General features: G+C 51.5%; 18 protein-coding genes. 15 read left to right on the top strand and 3 right to left on the bottom strand.

The features are described 5' to 3' along the window. Positions 1-5: 5 nt before the first annotated feature. The 6 genes from uvrA (at position 6) to recD2 (ending at position 8,836) form a co-directional block, all read left to right on the top strand. Entirely contained in the window at positions 6-2,846 is a 2,841-nt protein-coding gene (gene uvrA / locus RHOM_RS12140; protein WP_014080614.1) for an excinuclease ABC subunit UvrA, read from the top strand. 544 nt (positions 2,847-3,390) lie between these two features. Further along, positions 3,391-4,386 carry a rod shape-determining protein gene (gene mreB / locus RHOM_RS12135; protein ID WP_014080612.1) on the top strand — a complete coding sequence of 332 codons (996 nt, stop codon included), beginning with the start codon at positions 3,391-3,393 and terminating at the stop codon, positions 4,384-4,386. 119 nt (positions 4,387-4,505) lie between these two features. After that, positions 4,506-5,300 carry a flagellar hook-basal body protein gene (locus tag RHOM_RS12130; protein ID WP_014080611.1) on the top strand — a complete coding sequence of 265 codons (795 nt, stop codon included), beginning with the start codon at positions 4,506-4,508 and terminating at the stop codon, positions 5,298-5,300. 17 nt (positions 5,301-5,317) lie between these two features. Beyond that, positions 5,318-6,133, top strand: a complete 816-nt coding sequence (flgG, locus tag RHOM_RS12125; RefSeq protein WP_014080610.1) for a flagellar basal-body rod protein FlgG — start codon at positions 5,318-5,320, stop codon at positions 6,131-6,133. A gap of 52 nt (positions 6,134-6,185) precedes the next feature. Then, positions 6,186-6,548 carry a hypothetical protein gene (locus RHOM_RS12120; protein WP_014080609.1) on the top strand — a complete coding sequence of 121 codons (363 nt, stop codon included), beginning with the start codon at positions 6,186-6,188 and terminating at the stop codon, positions 6,546-6,548. An 86-nt stretch (positions 6,549-6,634) separates the two neighbouring features. After that, the gene (gene recD2 / locus RHOM_RS12115) at positions 6,635-8,836 is read left to right on the top strand and encodes an SF1B family DNA helicase RecD2 (protein WP_014080608.1); all 2,202 of its coding nucleotides are present in this window, start codon (positions 6,635-6,637) and stop codon (positions 8,834-8,836) included. Between the two features lie 617 nt (positions 8,837-9,453). On the opposite strand, the gene RHOM_RS12110 is transcribed toward recD2, so the two are convergent. From RHOM_RS12110 to RHOM_RS12100, 3 genes are read right to left on the bottom strand one after another with little or no spacing between them, the layout of a single operon-like run. Beyond that, positions 9,454-10,248: an ABC transporter ATP-binding protein gene (locus RHOM_RS12110; RefSeq protein ID WP_014080607.1), complete on the bottom strand. Its 795-nt coding sequence runs from the start codon at positions 10,246-10,248 to the stop codon at positions 9,454-9,456. Positions 10,249-10,261: 13 nt separating this feature from the next. After that, positions 10,262-11,197, bottom strand: coding sequence for an ABC transporter permease (locus RHOM_RS12105; RefSeq protein WP_014080606.1), 936 nt, complete (start codon positions 11,195-11,197; stop codon positions 10,262-10,264). Between the two features lie 29 nt (positions 11,198-11,226). After that, a complete protein-coding gene (locus RHOM_RS12100; RefSeq protein ID WP_014080605.1) occupies positions 11,227-12,189 on the bottom strand; it encodes an ABC transporter substrate-binding protein in 963 nt (320 codons plus the stop codon). Positions 12,190-12,354: 165 nt separating this feature from the next. Between RHOM_RS12100 and RHOM_RS12095 the strand changes: the two genes are divergently transcribed. The 9 genes from RHOM_RS12095 to rfbD all read left to right on the top strand — a co-directional run bounded on the left by RHOM_RS12095 (position 12,355) and on the right by rfbD (position 20,084). Beyond that, a complete protein-coding gene (locus tag RHOM_RS12095) occupies positions 12,355-13,140 on the top strand; it encodes a ComF family protein (protein ID WP_014080604.1) in 786 nt (261 codons plus the stop codon). Between the two features lie 27 nt (positions 13,141-13,167). Then, positions 13,168-13,563 (top strand): flagellar protein, encoded by a 396-nt coding sequence (locus tag RHOM_RS12090; RefSeq protein ID WP_014080603.1) that lies wholly within the window; start codon positions 13,168-13,170, stop codon positions 13,561-13,563. Between the two features lie 153 nt (positions 13,564-13,716). Beyond that, positions 13,717-14,142, top strand: a complete 426-nt coding sequence (locus RHOM_RS12085) for a hypothetical protein (protein WP_014080602.1) — start codon at positions 13,717-13,719, stop codon at positions 14,140-14,142. A 15-nt stretch (positions 14,143-14,157) separates the two neighbouring features. Next, positions 14,158-15,159, top strand: a complete 1,002-nt coding sequence (locus tag RHOM_RS12080; protein ID WP_014080601.1) for a hypothetical protein — start codon at positions 14,158-14,160, stop codon at positions 15,157-15,159. Between the two features lie 22 nt (positions 15,160-15,181). Then, the gene (cdaA, locus tag RHOM_RS12075; protein WP_044025023.1) at positions 15,182-16,078 is read left to right on the top strand and encodes a diadenylate cyclase CdaA; all 897 of its coding nucleotides are present in this window, start codon (positions 15,182-15,184) and stop codon (positions 16,076-16,078) included. After that, the gene (locus RHOM_RS12070) at positions 16,044-17,501 is read left to right on the top strand and encodes a CdaR family protein (protein WP_014080599.1); all 1,458 of its coding nucleotides are present in this window, start codon (positions 16,044-16,046) and stop codon (positions 17,499-17,501) included. Before cdaA ends, RHOM_RS12070 begins: the two co-directional genes overlap by 35 nt. Before the next feature lie 28 nt (positions 17,502-17,529). Continuing rightward, positions 17,530-18,879 (top strand): phosphoglucosamine mutase, encoded by a 1,350-nt coding sequence (glmM, locus tag RHOM_RS12065; RefSeq protein ID WP_044024690.1) that lies wholly within the window; start codon positions 17,530-17,532, stop codon positions 18,877-18,879. A gap of 46 nt (positions 18,880-18,925) precedes the next feature. Then, entirely contained in the window at positions 18,926-19,189 is a 264-nt protein-coding gene (locus RHOM_RS12060; protein ID WP_014080597.1) for an HPr family phosphocarrier protein, read from the top strand. A gap of 22 nt (positions 19,190-19,211) precedes the next feature. Continuing rightward, positions 19,212-20,084, top strand: coding sequence for a dTDP-4-dehydrorhamnose reductase (gene rfbD, locus RHOM_RS12055; RefSeq protein WP_014080596.1), 873 nt, complete (start codon positions 19,212-19,214; stop codon positions 20,082-20,084). Positions 20,085-20,123 lie beyond the last annotated feature (39 nt).

Below are 20,123 nucleotides of genomic sequence, written 5' to 3'. Positions count from 1 at the left end.
AGACAATGAAGAAAACGTCCGAAAGAAAATATATTAAAATCAGAGGAGCGAACGAGCACAACCTCAAAAATATCGATGTGGATATTCCGAGAGACGAATTTGTCGTGCTGACCGGATTGTCGGGATCGGGAAAATCGTCCCTCGCATTTGATACAATCTATGCCGAAGGACAGCGGCGCTATATGGAGTCGCTGTCTTCCTATGCAAGGCAGTTCCTCGGGCAGATGGAAAAGCCGAATGTCGAGAAGATTGAGGGATTGTCGCCGGCAATCTCGATCGATCAGAAGTCGACGAACCGCAATCCCCGCTCGACGGTGGGAACGGTGACGGAGATCTACGATTACTTCCGGCTGCTCTACGCGCGGATCGGTGTGCCGCACTGCCCGAAATGTGGAAAAGAGATCAAAAAGCAGACGGTCGACCAGATGGTCGATCAGATTATGGAACTGCCGGAGCGCACGAAGATCCAGTTGCTGGCGCCGGTTGTGCGCGGCAGAAAGGGCGAGCATCAGAAGCTGTTTGAGCAGGCGAAGCGAAGCGGTTATGTGCGTGTGATTGTCGACGGCAGCATGTATGAACTGTCGGAAGAGATCAAACTGGACAAGAATAAAAAGCACAATATCGAGATCGTGGTGGACCGTCTCATGGTAAAGGAAGGAATTGAGAAGCGCCTGGCGGATTCCATCGAGAATGTGCTTACACTGGCAAACGGACTCATGACCGTGGATGTGATCGGCGGTGAACCGATTCAGTTCTCGGAGAGCTTTTCCTGCCCGGACTGCGGGATCAGCATCGGCGAGATTGAACCGAGAAGCTTTTCCTTCAACAATCCGTTCGGCGCGTGCCCGACCTGTTTCGGACTGGGCTATAAAATGGAATTCGATGAGGATCTGATGATTCCGGATAAACGGCTTTCCATCGCGGAAGGCGCCATCCAGGTGATGGGCTGGCAGTCCTGTACAGATCCGTCCAGTTTCACATACGCTATTTTAAAGGCGCTGACGGAGGAGTATCATTTTTCACTGGAGACGCCATACTGCGAATACCCGGAGGAAATCCGCCATGTCCTGATCTACGGAACGGACGGCAGGGAAGTGAAAGTCCATTACAGAGGACAGCGCGGGGAAGGCGTTTATGATGTTGCCTTTGAGGGACTGATCAAAAACGTGCAGCGCAAGTACCGGGAGACCGGTTCGGAGGTCATGAAGCAGGAATATGAGCAGTTCATGCGGATTACCCCCTGCGAGACCTGTAAGGGACAGCGGCTGAAAGCAGAGTCTCTGGCAGTGACGGTTGCAGATAAAAATATTTATGAGATGACTTCCATGTCGGTGAAGAATCTCAATGCCTTTCTGGCGGAGATGAAGCTGGGGGAGCAGCAGCACCGGATCGGCGATCAGATTTTAAAAGAGATCCGCGCACGCGTCGGATTCCTGAATGAAGTGGGACTGGATTATCTGTCCCTGTCCAGAGCGACCGGTACCCTCTCGGGAGGAGAGGCACAGCGTATCCGTCTGGCGACGCAGATCGGTTCCGGGCTGGTCGGGGTTGCGTACATTCTGGACGAGCCGTCGATCGGACTGCATCAGCGCGATAACGATAAGCTGCTGGGGGCGCTGAAGAATTTAAAAGATCTCGGCAACACGCTGATTGTCGTGGAGCACGACGAGGATACGATGCTTGCCGCGGACTATATTGTGGATATCGGACCGGGAGCCGGCTCACACGGTGGAGAAGTGGTCGCCTGCGGTACGGCACAGGAGATCATGAAGAATCCGAAGTCGATCACGGGAGCGTACTTAAGCGGCAGAATCAAGATCCCGGTACCGGATGAGCGCAGAAAACCGACGGGATTTCTGACGATCAAAGGCGCACGGGAGAACAACCTGAAAAACATCGATGTGAACATACCGCTCGGAATTATGACCTGCATTACCGGCGTGTCCGGATCGGGAAAGAGCTCCCTGACCAATGAGATTCTCTATAAGCGGCTGGCGCGCGACCTGAACCGGGCGCGCTGCATTCCGGGAGAGCATGATGCGATTCTCGGCATGGAGCAGCTGGACAAGGTGATTGACATTGACCAGTCGCCGATCGGCAGAACGCCGCGCTCGAATCCGGCGACCTACACGGGCGTGTTTGACATGATCCGCGATCTGTTTGCGGCGACCCCGGATGCAAAGGCGAAGGGCTACAAAAAGGGAAGATTCAGCTTCAACGTAAAAGGCGGACGCTGCGAGGCGTGCGGAGGGGATGGAATCTTAAAGATTGAGATGCATTTCCTGCCGGATGTCTATGTGCCGTGTGAGGTCTGCGAGGGAAAACGTTACAACCGGGAGACGCTTGAGGTCAAGTATAAAGGAAAAAGCATTTATGATGTGCTGGATATGACGGTGGAGGAGGCGCTGGAGTTTTTTAAAAATGTGCCGTCCATCCACCGCAAGATTCAGACGCTCTACGATGTGGGACTTTCCTATGTAAAACTGGGACAGCCGTCCACAGAGCTTTCGGGAGGAGAGGCGCAGCGAATCAAGCTGGCAACCGAACTCTCCAAGCGAAGCACCGGAAAGACGATCTACATTCTGGATGAGCCGACGACCGGACTTCATTTTGCGGATGTGCACAAGCTGATCGAGATTTTGCGGAGATTGTCCGACGGCGGCAATACCGTGGTGGTTATTGAGCACAATCTGGACGTGATCAAGACGGCGGATTACATCATCGACATGGGACCGGAAGGCGGAGACGGCGGTGGAACGGTCATTGCGCAGGGAACACCGGAAGAGGTGGCGCAGATACCGGAGTCCTACACCGGACAGTATGTCAAGAAATATCTGGAAAAATAGTGGAAATAAGGAGAAGGCACTGGACGCAAACGTGGAAAACACGCGGCATACAGTGCCTTTTTTGACAACAGATGCGCTGGCATCTGCGGTCAGAGAAATGTTGTGAAATATATGGCATCGAAAATTCATATGGATGAAAATTCGTTATACCCGGGGAGTACCTCCCGGCGTTTGGTGTTTGCGCCGGAAGGTATGAGTTATGAAAAATTATACTAACCGCGGAATATTTGAGGAATATTTCCGGGGCGGTGTATGTTTGGTACACCATTTAGTACGTAAAAAAATATAACCCGCAAATGTGATGAATACGTGATAAAAAAATGAAAAAATATGATATTCCGGACAAAAAATGAAGAAATTCTTATTTTTTTCAAAAATGGCGGCACGGGCGAAAAAAAGCTTTGAAAAATCCCAGTTTTTGTATATAATAATGCTGTATATGTAAAAATATGATTAAATGCATCTTTATGTCCTTTTGGACGTGAAGAAAGATTCAACGAATAGATGAACCATTGGCAGAGAAAAGAAAGGGGCAGATTAGAATATGATGAGTACGGACATCGGTATCGATCTTGGTACTGCAAGTATCCTGGTATATATTAAAGGCAAAGGTGTAGTGTTAAAGGAGCCGTCAGTAGTGGCTTTTGATCGTGATACAAACAAAATCAAGGCAATCGGAGAGGAAGCGAGACTGATGCTCGGCAGAACGCCCGGCAACATTGTAGCAGTCCGTCCGCTGCGTCAGGGTGTTATTTCTGATTATACTGTCACCGAGAAGATGATCAAGTATTTCATCCAGAAGGCACTTGGCAAGAAGACATTCCGCAAGCCGCGCATCAGCGTGTGTGTGCCGAGCGGAGTGACCGAGGTCGAGAAAAAAGCGGTTGAGGATGCGACCTATTCTGCAGGTGCGCGTGAGGTGGCGATTATCGAGGAGCCGATTGCGGCAGCGATCGGAGCCGGAATCGATATTTCAAGACCATGCGGCAACATGATCGTGGATATCGGCGGCGGTACCGCGGACATCGCCGTGATTTCTCTGGGGGGATCGGTTGTCAGCACTTCCATCAAGATCGCCGGAGATGATTTTGACGAGGCGATTGTCCGTTACATGAGAAAGAAACACAATCTGTTGATCGGTGAGCGCACAGCGGAGGACATCAAGATCAAGATCGGTTCCTGTTTCCCACTGGCACAGAATGAGACCATGGACGTCAGAGGCCGTAACCTGGTGACCGGTCTGCCGAAGACGGTAACCGTTTCTTCCGAGGAGACGGAAGAGGCGCTGAAGGAGCCGACACTGCAGATCGTGGAAGCGGTACACTCGGTGTTAGAGAAGACGCCGCCTGAGCTTGCGGCGGACGTGGCGGACCGCGGAATCGTTCTCACGGGAGGCGGATCACTGCTTCGCGGACTTGAGGAACTGATCGAGGACAAGACGGGCATCAATACCATGACAGCGGAGGAGCCGATGACCTGTGTGGCAGTCGGAACCGGAAAGTTCGTGGAGTTCCTGTCCGGAAAGCGCGACGATGATTAAGTTTGACGGCAGTTATGACGATATAAACAACAGAGAGCCCTTGGGATGCGGGAGCGTCTGATGGATTCTGGTGAGAAGCAGGCAGAAGTTACAAGAGGTAACAGAAAAAGGAGCAGTCTATGGTAAAGGGATTGTATACAGCGTATACAGGAATGATAAATGAACAGAAGCGTCTAGATGTGCTTTCCAACAATCTTGCAAATGCAGATACGAATGGTTATAAGAAAGAAGGCACAACGTCCCAGACATTTGCAGATGAGCTGGCAATCAAGATCAAAGATACATCGTCTTACGGTCTTGCGCAGAAGCTGGGTACAATCAGCATGGGCGTTCATATCGGTGAGACGTATACGGATTACAGTACCGGAAGTTTCAAGGTTACCGATAACAGTACGGATTTTGCAATCAAGGGAGATGGATTTTTTGCGATTGCCTACACGGATAAGCAGGGAAATTCATCCGTAAAATATACAAGGGACGGAGCGTTCACGGTCAACACCCAGGGCTATCTGGTGACCAAAGACGGCGATTATGTCCTGAATGCAAATGACGCCAGAAACGGCAATGTGAACGGACGGATTCGGGTGGATCCGACCCAGAAGATCACCGTGGATGAGCTTGGCAATATCTATCAGAACGATCAGCAGGTTGGAACGATCGGCATCGTCGATTTTGCGGATTATGACTATCTGGCGAAGTACGGTGAGAATATGTACGACCTTGTGAACGGAGGAACGGTGACGGCGGCAGACGGCAGGATCGTGCAGGGAACGCTGGAGTCGTCCAATGTGAATGTTGTTTCTGAGATGGTCAATATGATTACGATTTCCAGAGCATATCAGGCAGGACAGAAGGTTATTAACACGATTGATGAGACACTGGATAAGGCGGTCAATCAGGTCGGAAATGTATAGACGGAGGTAGCTGACATATGATGAGGGCACTTTATACTGCGGCAACCGGTATGCTTGCGCAGCAGACGAACGTGGACAATATTTCAAACAATCTTTCCAATGTGAATACGGTTGGATTCAAGCAGGAGAAGGCAGAGTTTAAGTCGCTGCTTTACCAGACCATTCAGACGAAGACAACGAGTGCAAACGGAGAGCAGAAACCGATTCCGGCACAGGTGGGACTCGGAACGAGAGTTGCGGCAGTCACATCCGTGTACACACAGGGAGCGCTGCAGGCGAGTGAGAATGATACCGATTTTGCAATCGTCGGAGACGGATTTTTTGCAGTGCGCTGCGCAGACGGCGAGACACGCTATACCAGAGCGGGAGATTTTGTGTGGGCAGTGGGAACCAACGGCGTTACACTGACCAATCCGGACGGCTATCCGGTGCTGGACAGCAATAACCAGCAGATCGTTCTTCCGGCCAATATAAGTTCCAGCAGTGTGACAGTATCGAGCGACGGCAGAATCGGTTACACGACAGCAAATGGAACTTATGTGAATATGAACCGTCAGATTGGACTGTTCCAGTTTAACAACCCGAGCGGCCTTGAGAAAACGGGTGACAACCTTCTGGAAGTTACAGCAGCTTCGGGTGCGGCAATGAATGAGAATACGACAGCAGGTCTTACCAGAAGCCAGGTTCGCCAGAATTATCTGGAGGCGTCCAATGTACAGGTGGCGGACGAGATGGTCAATATGATTATCGCACAGCGTGCCTATCAGTTGAACTCCAAGGCAATCACGACATCGGATGAGATGCTGGAGATGGCGAACAACCTGAAACGATAAGCAGATGATAAGCGAACGGTAAGCGGATGATAAGCGGAATGGAGCGTAAAGTATGAGTTTTTCGATAGACGGTATTTCGTCATTGGTCAGCAATGCACAGAACAGCGCAGCCGCAGGCAGCGCGTCGGCACTGAAGAATTCGATCAGTAGTGTGTCCTCCGGCTCGAGCGAGGAAGAACTGCTCTCGGTCTGCAAGGATTTTGAGTCCTACTTTGTGGAAGAGGTATTAAAGGAAGTAAAGGAGAATCTCATTTCGGATGATGACGAGGATAAGGATTCTTCTCTCAGTACGCTGACAGATTTTCACATGGACAGCACGATCGAACTGGTGGCAGATGAGATTGTGGATCAGGTGGGAGAAAATTATACGCAGCAGCTTTATGAGCAGATGAAACGGAACTATGGCATAGAATAGATGCCGGCAGTTAAGAATGAACGAGGCAGAGGGCGGTCACCGTTAGAGGTGACGGGTTCTCTGCTTTTTTCGGCGGGAGGAATGATTTGGAAAAGTTAGCAGGATATGTGGAACATATTATATACAGAAATGCAGACAACGGATATACGGTTCTCAATCTGGTAAGCGGGGAGGAGGAGATTACCTGCGTGGGAATCTTCTCGGCAATCGCTGAGGGGGAGAACATCGAGGCATCCGGTGACTATACCGATCATCCTACTTATGGCAAACAGTTTAAAGTCGAAAGTTTTGAGGAGAAAGCGCCGGAAGATGAGGAAGCCATCGAACGCTATCTCGGTTCCGGGGCGATCCGCGGAATCGGTCTGGCGCTGGCAGCGCGGATTGTGCGCAGATTCAAGGCGGATACCTTTCGGATTATCGAGGAGGAGCCGGAGCGGCTGGCGGAAGTAAAGGGAATCAGCGAGCGCAAGGCGATGGAGATTGCGGATCAGGTGAATGAAAAACGTGATCTGCGGCAGGCGATGATTTTCCTTCAGCAGTACGGCATCACGATGAACCTGGCAGTGAAAGTATATCAGCAGTATGGACAGGAGGTATACGGGATTATCCGTGAGAACCCGTATCGGCTGGCGGACGACATTGAGGGTGTGGGATTCCGCACGGCAGACGAGATTGCTGTCCGGGTAGGAATCCGCATGGATTCTGATTTCCGGATCCGGAGCGGAATTTTATATGTGCTGCTTCAGGCATCCACAGAGGGGCATACCTACCTGCCGGAGGAGGAACTGACCAGAAGAACTGGACAGCTTCTTGAGGTCGGGGAGGAGCAGATCGAGAAGCAGTATATGGATCTGGCGATCGAGCGGAAAATCATCATGAAGCAGGGCGAAAACCAGACGCAGATCTATGCGGCGTCCTTTTACTACATGGAGGCAAATACGGCAACCATGTTAAAACAGCTCAATGTCAGCTATGATGTTCCGGATCTGGAAATCGAGGAGCGTGTTCGCAGAATTGAGAAGCAGACCGGAATGGAACTGGATGAGCACCAGATGACAGCGGTCAAAGAGGCGGTGCGCAACGGACTTCTGATTATCACCGGAGGACCGGGTACCGGAAAAACGACGACGATCAATACGATCATCAAGTATTTTGAGATGGAAGGACTTGATATTTTTCTTGCGGCGCCTACCGGACGTGCGGCGAAGCGCATGAGCGAGACGACCGGGTTTGAGGCTAGAACCATACACCGCATGCTGGAACTGAACGGCGGTGTGGACGGTGCGGCAGGGTTTGAGCGGAATGAGCAGAATCCGCTTGAGACGGACGTTGTGATTATCGACGAGATGTCCATGGTGGATATTTCTTTGATGCATGCACTGTTAAAGGCGGTTGCTGTTGGAACGAGACTGATTCTGGTCGGAGATGTCAATCAGCTGCCGAGTGTGGGACCGGGAAGTGTTCTGCGGGACATTATTCGCTCGCACGAGTGCAATGTGGTCATGCTGACGAAGATTTTCCGCCAGGCATCCACGAGCGACATCATTGTGAATGCGCACAAGATCAATCAGGGCGAAGAAGTGACGTTGGACAACAAAAGCATGGATTTCTTTTTCCTGAAGCGGTATGACGCGGATGTGATTATCAGCGTGGTATTGCAGCTGATCAAGCAGAAACTCCCCAAATTTGTGGACGCGACGCCGTACGATATACAGGTGTTGACGCCGATGCGCAAGGGACTGCTGGGCGTAGAGCGGTTAAACGGAATACTGCAGCGCTATCTGAATCCGCCGTCTCCGCAGAAGCGTGAAAAGGAACACGGCGATATTCTGTTCCGCGAGGGGGACAAGATCATGCAGACACGGAACAACTACCAGTTAGAGTGGGAAATCCGCACAAAATACGGTCTGTCTGTGGATAAAGGAACGGGAGTATTCAACGGAGACATGGGAATTGTCCGGGAGATCAACGATTTCGCGGAGACGATGACTGTGGAATTTGATGAGGGCAGAATGGTGGAATATCCATACAAACTGCTGGATGAACTGGAACTGGCGTACGCGATTACCATACATAAATCGCAGGGAAGCGAATACCCGGCGGTCGTCATTCCGCTTTTGTCCGGACCGTCGATGCTTATGAACCGGAATCTGCTGTACACAGCGGTCACCCGCGCTCGGAAATGTGTGACGCTGGTCGGCAATGAGGTGACGTTTGAGCAGATGGTGCAGAACACGTCGCAGCAAAAACGATACAGCGGGCTGTGTGACCGACTGAAAGAGGCATAGCACTGCCGCAGTTACAGAACATTTCGCGTTTGGAGAGGGGAATACGGAGAATGATAACGCAGGCGAGAAGCCCATTTGTTTCAGAATGCAACGGACACAGTCCCTTCTTTGGAGCAAAATCCCGTATTTCTTCCGTGCGATCGTTGTCTTAGGTTCCGTGTCTTTGCCACGTTTGAACACCCCACGGAAGCTGTCCGTCAAGCAGCAGACAATGAGCGGACTTTCTGGCAGCACTAACTGCACTCACGCATAGACATCATAAAACCGCGCGAACCGGAACTCGCCGGCATCTGCTATTGAAAATAGGGCAGATGCCGACTCAGACATCGGCTTCGCGCGGTTATGTTTTATGCTTAGAGTGCAGGTAAGTGCTGCACAAAAGTCCTAAAATTGTCTGTAGCTTGAGGACAGCTTCCGCGGGGGTGCTCCAAACTTGGAAAGACACGGATCATCGCAAAGGCAACGGCCGCACGGATTAGAAATACACGATTTTGCGATTAGAAGGGATTGTGCCCGTTACATCCTGAAACACAAAAGGCTTCCGCCTGCGCTCACTTCATCCGGACAGCTTCTCCTCCCGAAATATCCTGCGACCGCGTTATGCCTCTTTCCTGCGGTTACGACAGCAGCGCTTTATCGTTTGCAAACTCCTCGCCGCTGACCTTCTCAAACTGATGGAGGAGATCTTCCACCGTCAGCTTCTTCTTCTCTTCTCCGGCAATGTTTAAGATGACCCGGCCTTCATGCATCATGATGAGGCGGTTGCCGTGTACGATGGCATCCTTCATGTTGTGGGTGACCATCATGGCAGTCAGGTGGTGATCGGCAATGATCTTGTCGGAAATCTCAAGCACTTTGGCTGCTGTCTTCGGATCGAGCGCTGCGGTGTGCTCGTCTAAAAGCAGAAGCCTCGGCTTCTGGATGGAAGCCATGAGCAGCGTGATTGCCTGGCGCTGACCGCCGGACAACAGCCCTACTTTGCTGGAAAGCCGGTCTTCCAGACCGAGATCTAACGTGGCAAGCATCTCACGGTAGACGTCGCGCTCCTTTTTTGTGATGCCCCAGGAGAGCCCGCGGCTCTGTCCGCGTCTGGCGGCGATCGCCATATTTTCCTCGATCGACATCGTCGTCGCGGTGCCGGTCATAGGATCCTGAAAGACGCGTCCGAGATATTTGGCGCGCTTGTACTCGGAAAGGCGTGTCACATCATCGCCGCCGATATAGATTTTTCCGGAATCCACCGGCCACACGCCTGCGATGGCGTTTAAGGTGGTGGATTTTCCGGCGCCGTTTCCGCCGATTACGGTGACGAAATCGCCCTCCTCGAGAGAGAGGTTCACACCGTTTAATGCAACTTTTTCGTTAATGGTGCCTGGATTAAACGTTTTCTTGATATTGTCTATTTTTAACATTTCTGCCATGGTGTTACCGCTCCTTTCCTTTGCGTGTGGATTTCAGATAAGGAATGGCAAGGAATACTGCCACAACGATCGCGGAGAAAAGCTTCAGATCGTCGGAAGGAAGCTTTAACCATAAAACCACATTCATTACAATATAATAGATGATCGCTCCGCCGATTACGGAAAACAGCGTGTAGGCGAAAGCGAGATTCTTCCCGGCGCAGAGTCTGCCGAAAAGGACTTCCCCGATGATGACGGCGGCGAGACCGATGACGATGGCACCACGTCCCATGTTGACGTCCGCCGCACCCTGATACTGGGCGTAGAGACCGCCGGAAAGCCCGACCAGACCGTTGGAGATCATGAGCGCAATGACGGTGTGAAGGTTGGTGTTGATTCCCTGCGCACGCGCCATTTGCTGATTACATCCGGTTGCGCGGATGGCATGTCCCTGCTCCGTGCCGAAATACCAGTAGAGAATCGCAACGATTGCAAAACAGAACAGGATGCATGTCGCAAAAATCTGCACGCGGGTGCTGTTGGAGTCGGACAGATAGCGGAGCGAGACCACCAGAGGGTACTTGTCAACACTGACGGCCTGGTTGGAACAGCCCATGATGTTCAGGTTGATGGAATACAGGGAAATCTGGGTTAAAATGCTTGCCAGAATGCCCGGAATGCCGAGAGCGGTATGCAGGATACCGGTGATGAAACCGGCGGCCATGCCTGCCAGAAAGGCAAAAATAAGTGCTGCCCACGGACTCATACCTCCGCGGATCAGCATGACGGCAACCGCACCTCCGGTTGCAAGAGAACCGTCTACGGTCAGATCCGCAAAATCCAACAGACGATAGGTGATATAGACACCGAGTGCCATCAGTCCCCAGACCATGCCCTGGGCGAAAGCGCCGGGCATGGAACGGAAGAGGGCAAGCGGGTCAAGCGACATAAAATAATTCATCAGGAAAAACCCCCTTGTAAGGAAAAATATTATTCGGCATCAATTGCCACGTAATCATCCGGAACCGTGATGCCTAAATCGGAACAGATCGCGGCATTGTACTCTTTGGTGACATTCGGGGCATATTCAATATCCATTGTGGATATATCTTTGCCGTTTACCAGAATGTCATAAGCCATCTCGCCCGCTTTGTAGCCGATGTCGTAATAGCTGATGGAGAGCGTCGCAACGCCGCAGCCGGAACAGATTCCTTCTTCGCCGGCGATGACGGGAATGCCTGCCGGGCGTGTGATGTTGTCGATCGCTTCGGTGTTGCCTGCCATGGTGTTGTCGGTCGGAATGTAGATGACGTCTACTTCGCTGACAGCACTCTGTACGACAGAGGCGATGTCGTTGGAATCTGCCACGGTGTACTCCTTGTGGGAGATTCCGTCCTCATCCAGATACTTTCCGAATTCCGTTGCCTGGTACACGGAGTTCGGTTCTGCGGAACAGTAGAGGATGCCGACATTCTTGGCGTCTGGAAACAGTTCCACGAGCATATCTTCCTGCTGGTCTAACGGAGCCAGATCGGAGGTGCCGGAAATATTTTTTCCGGTGGCGCCGGTCCAGTCGTCAATGTCGAGCGCGGTTGCGTAGTCCGTCACGGAGGTTCCGAGTACCGGGATCGTGCTGGTGGCCGCCGCGGAAGCCTGCAGGGCGGTCGTCGCATTGGCGAGGATCAGATCGTAATTGTTGGAGACAAAGGTGGTGGCAATGCTGGAACAGTTCGCCTGCTCGCCCTGTGCGTTCTGCACATCGAAGGTGACGGAATCGCCCATCAGTTTGGTCAGGGCATCCTGAAATCCCTGCGTTGCCTGATCCAGTGCCGGATGCTCCAGCTGCTGCAGGATACCTACCTTATACGTTTTTTCTCCACTGCCGCACGCGGTCATGGATAAGACCATCGTGGAGACTAATACTGCCGAAATCAGTTTGTGTGCTTTTTTCATAAGCATCTCCTCCTTTATTGCATTAAAGCTTTAATGCTTTTAATAGATAAAATTATAATGAGGAAAAGTATATTCGTCAACCGTTCCTTAAAATAAAGAAAGAAAAAATTAAGAAAATGTTTATGGCAAAAAAGGGGCGGACATGCTAGGATAAAGCGGAATCAGATGACCGGGGGGAGAGCGGGAAATGCAATGCAGGCTGATTTCGCAACAGGAAAAGAAAAAACAGGACGCGGACTGCGGTGGGGGACGGAGACGATCGTTGGTCTCATCTATCCGCCGAGATGTCCGATCTGCGACCGCGTGACGGTGCCGGAATGTGTCCCGTGCAGAAGGTGCGCGGATGCTGTACGGCTTGCCGAGGAACCGGTGTGCAAGCGATGCGGCAAGCCGCTGGATGGCGAGCGGGCGGAATTCTGTCTGGACTGCGGAAAGCGCAGGCATGCGTACTGCCAGGGGAAAGCCGTGTTTGTGTATCAGGGAAATATCCGGCAGTCCATGTACCGGTTTAAATATGCAAACCGGCGCGAATATGCGGCGTATTATGCGAGGGAGGCGGCAGCGCTTTATCAGGACTGGGTTTTTAAAAATCAAATCGAAGTGATCGTTCCGGTGCCCATGTACCGGTGGAAAAAGCGGCGGCGCGGATACAATCAGGCCGAGACATTCGCGCGGGCGCTTGGCAGGGAGCTGGGGCTTCCTGTGGACGCCGGGCTTGTGCGCCGTGTGCGGAACACGGTGCCGCAGAAGGAGTTAAATGGCGGACAAAGAGCGGCAAATTTAAAAAATGCTTTTCAATTAGCAGCAGATATAGTAAAATATAAGAAAATATTGCTGGTGGATGATATTTATACGACGGGAACAACGATAGATACCGTTTCGGAGGTCCTGCTGAAGGGCGGCGCAGAGCGGATCTATTATATTTGCGTCAGCATCGGTGCGGGATTTTGACAGGGGAATTCAGGAGGATTGAGAAGTATGGAAGTGAGAAATTGCAGGAGCTGTGGACGCCTGTTTAACTATATGGGGGGAGCGCCGCTTTGTCCGGCGTGTCAGAAAAAGCTTGAGGAGAAGTTCCAGGAGGTAAAGGCTTTCCTGGAGGAGAATCCGAATTCAAGTGTGGAGACGGTCGCTGAGGAGCTGGATGTGTCGGTGAAGCAGATCAGACAGTGGATTCGCGAGGAGCGTCTGTCACTTTCCGTGGCAGGAGCAGACGGCATTGTCTGTGAGACCTGCGGGAAGCCGATCCGCACGGGAAGATTTTGCGAGAAGTGCAAGAACAATATGGCGAACGCGCTTGCAGAGTCGATTCATAAGCCGGAGCCGCCGCAGGAGACAGAGCGGGATAAAAACCGCATGCGTTTTCTCAAATAATACCAAGAGAATCAACAGGGCCTGGGTATCGGGCTCTGTTTTTTGCTTTGAAAATAAATAGTGCTGTGTTATAATAAAAAAAGAATGCATAATTGCGTGCAATTTTGACCTGCGCAGGCTGGAACGGCAGGGCGGAGAAAGGATAACTACTGTATGGTAAATGAAGAACGATTGCGCCACCTGATTAAGATGGCACAGTTTGATACAAATGACGGGAAACAGTGTAAGCCGATGACGCAGTATGCGAGAAAAGATTATGTTTCCATGCGTCTGCTGGGGAGCTTCGTGACAGGAACCATCTGCTACGGGCTTCTGATGGGAATGTGGGGGCTGTATGCGACGGAAGAGCTGCTTGCAAAGCTGAACAAGTTCGATATCCAGGGGCTTGTCATGACAGCGGTAGTGCCGTATCTGGTGTTTATGGTGATTTACCTCGGAGCCACGTGGGTAATATTTAACATGAAATACACAGAGGGACGCCGCAAGGTGAAGAAGTATTACAACAACCTGAAAAAGGTGAATCAGATGTATGAGAGGGAAGAACGCCTCCGGACATCCGATCATAAAGACTGGGATTAGAGCGGGAGGCATGGAATGACAACCTTATTGGAACTCAAAGAAAAATTAGTACGCTTCTACGGAAAATACGAAGTGTACATTACACCGATCGTCAAGTTTATCGTGGCGTTTGCGGCGCTGATGACGATTGACAGGAACATCGGCTACATGGAACTGGTCAGCTCCACACCGGTGGCGCTGATTTTAGGACTGCTCTGTGCCATCCTGCCTGTGGGCGGCACGATCTTTATTGCGGCGGTCGTCATACTGGCGGATATGTATGCATTATCGATTGAGGTATGTCTGGTCGCACTTCTTCTGTTTGTGCTGATCTATTTTATCTATTTTCGTTTTGCTCCCAGACAGGGAATGGGCGTATTGCTGACGCCGATCTGCTTCCGGCTGAATATCCCGTATGTGATTCCGGTTGGAATGGGACTGCTGGAGGAGGCATATTCTGTATTTGCAGTGATCTGCGGTACGGTGGTTTACTTTTTCCTCGACGGAGTCCGGCAGAATGAAAAGCTGCTCGGCGGTGCGGCGGAAGAGAGCACGGAGGCGAATTCCAAGATTGTGGTGGCGTTAAACCAGCTTCTCGGCAACAAGGAAATGTATCTCGTGATCGGCATCATGGCTGTGACGCTGATCATTGTGTATCTGATTCGCAGAATGTCCATTGCGAATGCATGGCAGATTGCGATTGCATCCGGTATCCTGTTTGAGACGATAGGTTTGATTGCGGGCTATATGCTTCTTGGAATTTCCGGTAAGACGGTGAGCGTGCTGGTGGGCAATGTAATCTCTCTTCTGATTGCATTTGTGATACAGTTTTTGTTCTTTAACCTGGATTACTCGAGAACGGAGCGGTTACAGTTTGAGGATGATGAGTATTACTACTATGTAAAAGCAGTGCCGAAGGCTGTGGTATCCGGCACCAACAAGCAGGTAAAGCGTTTCAGCGGGAAGGACGAAAAGGAACGTCTCACGAAGAAGCGTTTTGCGGAAGAGATGGATATCGACGAAGAATTATTAGATTAAGGAAGTGGACCGCGTGCAGAACATGTTAGCTACCCTCGATGCTTTCTGGCAGAAAGCGTCTCTTTATATGAATCTTCCAAAAATCTCCATAACAGATATCGTGGAGATCATAATCATAGCGTTTCTGATCTACTATATGCTGGTGTGGATCAAGAATACCAGAGCATGGATGCTGCTGCGCGGTTTGATGGTGATTCTGCTCTTCGTTCTGTTGGCAGCATTGTTCCAGATGAACACGATCATCTGGATTGCAAGGAATACGTTAAATGTCCTGGTGATAGCTCTGGTTGTAATCTTCCAGCCGGAGATGCGCAAGGCGCTTGAGAATCTCGGACGGAAAAACGTTCTGGCGTTCCTGTTTTCCTTTGATTCCTCAAAGGAGGATACGGGGAAGTTCTCGGATAAGACCATTAATGAAATGGTCAAGGCGTGCTACGAGATGGGAAAGGTGAAGACCGGAGCCCTGATTGTGGTGGAGGATGAGATTGTTCTCTCGGAATATGAGCGCACCGGAATCGCGGTGGACGGTATTCTGACAAGCCAGCTTCTGATCAATATTTTTGAAAAAAACACACCGCTCCATGACGGCGCCGTGATTGTGCGCGGGGACAGAGTCGTGGCGGCGACCTGTTACCTGCCGCTTACGGATTCCCTGTCGATCAGCAAGGATCTGGGAACGAGACACCGTGCGGCTGTCGGAATCAGCGAGGTGAGCGATTCCCTGACAATCGTTGTGTCAGAGGAGACCGGAAGAGTGTCGATTGCGCTCGGCGGTGAACTTTACCGCAATGTAGATGCCGAGTTTCTGAAGAACAAGCTGACGTACATCCAGAGGCGGGAACGGGAATTATCGAAGATTGCATTGTGGAAGAGGAGGCTGAAAGATGCTAAAACGGCTCGGAAAAACGATAACAAATAATTTTAGCCTCAAAATACTGGCGGTCATACTGGCGGTTGTGCTGTGGGTAGTCGTGATTAACATTGACGATCCGACGACGTCAAAGACCTATACCACCAATGTTGTAGCGGAGAATACGGACTATATCACATCGCAGAACAAATATTATGAACCGCTGGACAGCAGCAACGTAGTGTCATTCCGCGTGTCGGCTGCGCGCAGCGTGCACGATGAATTATCCAATGCCGATTTTTCCGCAACGGCGGACATGGAGAATATTGAGTACGATGAGGGAAGCGGAATTTACCGCGTGCCGGTGACGATCACCGCGAAGCGGTATAGCAATAAAGTCTCCGTCGTCTCCAAACAGCTCTATCTGGAAGTGGCGCTGGAAGACCGCGGCACCTGCCAGAAGGCGATTACGGCGGCAACCAAGGGAACCGTGATGGACGGCTGTGCACTCGGCACGGTACAGATCGTGGGCTCCAACCTGTTAAAGGTTTCGGGACCGGCATCCATCGTCAGCCAGATTGATACGGCGGTGGCGACGATCAATGTGGAAGGTATGTCCACGGATGTGACGGATTCCGTTGTGCCGGTGTTATATGATGCCGACGGCAACGTGATCGACACGACAAAGCTGACACTCAGTCTGTCCACAGTCAATATTTCGGCACAGATCTTAAATACCAAGGATGTGCCGCTGGAGTTTGAGGCGAAGGGCGAACCGGCGGACGGCTATGTGCTTACCGGCGTGGAAAGCAGCCTGGATAATGTGCGTATCAAGGGCGAGGCGGCAACGCTCAATACCGTCAGTAAGATCACCATTCCGCAGGAGGTGCTGGACATTTCTGGTATCACCGAGGATCTGACCACAACGGTGGATATCAGTTCCTATCTGCCGAGCGGGACGTCCCTTGTGCTGAATTCGGATGCAAAAGTAGAAGTGATCGCGAAGGTGGAGCCGGTTGTCAAGGCGACTTACGAGGTGCCAGTGGCAAACTTTACCATTCAGAATGTGCGCGACGGTTACAATGCAAATTACATGGAGAGCACGGTCGCGGTAGAGATCAGCGGAGCGGAGAGCGAGCTTGCGGGAATCTCTGCAAAAGATATTACCGGAACGGCGGACGCATCCAACCTTGGAGCGGGCGAGCATCACCTGAATGTGCAGATCACGCTGGAGCAGGAGCACTGCTGGGTGATTGGAACAGTGACACTGCCGGTGACAATTACCGACCACAACACCGCCGAAACGGGTACTTCGGATAATACGGATACGACAGACAGTGAGAGCAAGACGAACGATACAGCCGACACCGCCGCTGCAGGCGATGCGGCTGACAAGTCGGATAAAACCGATAAGACGGATAAGACGGATAAGACGGTCACTGAGAACAGTACGGCTGGAAGTGATGTGGAGAGAAGCAGCAACAATCCGTAAAAAGTAAGAAACATGGAGGAAATAGAATATGGCTAGAATGTTTGGCACGGATGGCGTGCGTGGCGTGGCGGGATCGGAACTGACGATCGAACTGGCAACCAAGCTTGGGCAGGCAGGCGCGTATGTGCTGACGAAAGAGACGGAACATCAGGCGACAATCATTGTCGGATGCGATACCAGAATATCGGGAGGAATGCTTGCCAGCGCGTTGATGGCGGGAATCTGCTCCGTGGGTGCAAACGCCATTTTTGTGGGGGTTATGCCGACGCCGGCGATTGCCTATCTGACAAGAAAGCATAAAGTAGATGCGGGTGTTGTGATCTCGGCATCGCACAATCCGATGGAATTTAACGGAATCAAGTTCTTCAACGGCGAGGGCTACAAGCTTTCCGATGCACTGGAGGATGAGATTGAAGCGCTGATCCGCAACAACATGAAGGACGTGGTACTTCCGATCGGATCCGGCGTGGGAAAGATCGAATACCGCTTTGATCTGAAGGATGAATACGTGAAATTTATGGAAAAATGTGTTCCGGTCGATCTGCACGGCAAAAAGATCGTGGTGGACTGCGCGGAGGGCGCGTCGTATTACACGTCCGTCAAGGCGCTCAGCGATCTTGGTGCGGAACTGGTGGCGATTCACACCGACCCGGACGGAACCAACATCAATGCGAACTGCGGATCTACCCACATGGATGAGCTGAAGGCACGCGTTGTGTACGAGAAGGCGGATGCCGGTATCGCGTTTGACGGCGATGCGGATCGTATGCTTGCGGTTGACGAAAAGGGCAATCTGGTAGACGGCGATCAGGTGATGGCAATCTGCGGCAACTACATGAAGCAGAAGGGCAGACTGAAGAAGAATACGATTGTTGTGACGATCATGAGCAACCTGGGATTTACTCTGATGGGAGAAAAAGAGGGAATCCACGTAGAGAAAACAAAAGTCGGAGACCGGTATGTTCTGGAGAACATGCGGGAACACGGATACAATATCGGAGGTGAGCAGTCCGGACACGTTATTTTCCTGGATGACAATACGACCGGAGATGGGCTTTTGAGCGCCCTGCATCTTCTGGAAGTGATGGTGGACACCGGAAAGCCGTTGTCAGAGCTGGCAGCGATCATGGAGGTTCTGCCGCAGGCGCTTGTCAATGCCAAGGTGCCGAATCACAAAAAAGAGCATTTTATGGAGTATCCGGAGATTGCGGATGCAATCACAGAACTGGAGAAAAAGTTTAACGGTGAGGGACGCGTGCTGATCCGGCCGTCCGGTACCGAGCCGTTGGTGCGCGTTATGATTGAGGGGAAAGATCAGAAAGTCATTGACGAGGAAGCGAAGAGACTTGCGGAATTGATTACGCGCATTATGTTGTAGAGTCAGAGGATTTGTTAGGAAAATTATTCATTGGAGGGAAGAGAGCATGGTAAGTCAGAAAGTCACAGTCAAGAATCCAACGGGACTGCATCTTAGACCGGCGGGAATCCTGTGCAAGGAGGCGATGCAGTTCAAATCGCACATCACATTCCGATACCGCGAGAATACTGCAAATGCCAAGAGCGTGTTGAGTGTGCTCGGTGCATGCATCAAATCGGGCGATGAGATTGAGCTGGTATGCGAGGGGGAAGACGAACAGGAAGCGCTTGCGGCGCTTGTGCATGCCATTGAGAACGGACTTGGAGAATAGAAGAGTAAGAGAGGAAAACCGGATGAAAAAGATACTGGTTACCGGCTGTAACGGTCAGCTGGGGCGCGCAATCCGCGCAGAGTATGCAAAGGAAGACGTAACGTTTATCAACACAGATGTGGTGGAGGGCGATGGTGTCACAGCACTTGACATCGCCGATGTGGATGCCGTGCTGGCGCTTGTCCGCGCCGAGCGTCCGCAGGTTATCATCAACTGTGCGGCGCACACGAATGTGGATGCCTGTGAGACACAGTGGGATGCAGCGTACCGCATCAACGCGATCGGTCCGCGCAACCTTGCCATCGCTGCTGCGGAAGTCGACGCAAAGCTGATACATGTGTCCACGGATTATGTGTTCGCCGGAAACGGGACGAGACCGTATACGGAATTCGATGAGCCGGGCCCGGTCAGCGCATACGGGAAAACAAAGCTTGAAGGAGAGCGCTTCGTGAAGGCGTTCGCAAGAAAATATTTTATCTTCCGCACGGCATGGCTGTACGGGGACGGCAAAAATTTTGCCAAGACAATGTTAAGACTGTCGGAGAACCATGAGGAAGTGAGCGTGGTATGCGATCAGCTCGGTTCACCGACCAGCGCAGTGGAACTTGCGCGTGCGATTCATCACTATGAACCGACGGAGAATTATGGACTGTTTCATGCAACCTGCGAGGGAGATACCAACTGGGCAGCATTTGCGGAGGCGGTATTTGCGCGTGCCGGGAAGAATACCTGCGTCAGACATGTGACCAGCGAGGAGTATGCAGCGATGAATCCTGCTTCAGCGAAAAGACCGGCGTATTCCATTCTGGATAATTACATGATGCGCCTGACGGACGGCTATCGTATGGCTGACTGGGAGAGCGCGCTGGATGAATATATGCAGCATTTGGGCTGAGAGAGATACCGACAGAAAAGTGAAAGGATAACCGGAACG

Origin of the sequence: Roseburia hominis A2-183 (assembly GCF_000225345.1) — a bacterium.
Lineage (GTDB): Bacteria > Bacillota > Clostridia > Lachnospirales > Lachnospiraceae > Roseburia > Roseburia hominis.
This window is presented reverse-complemented; position numbering and strand designations above follow the sequence as displayed.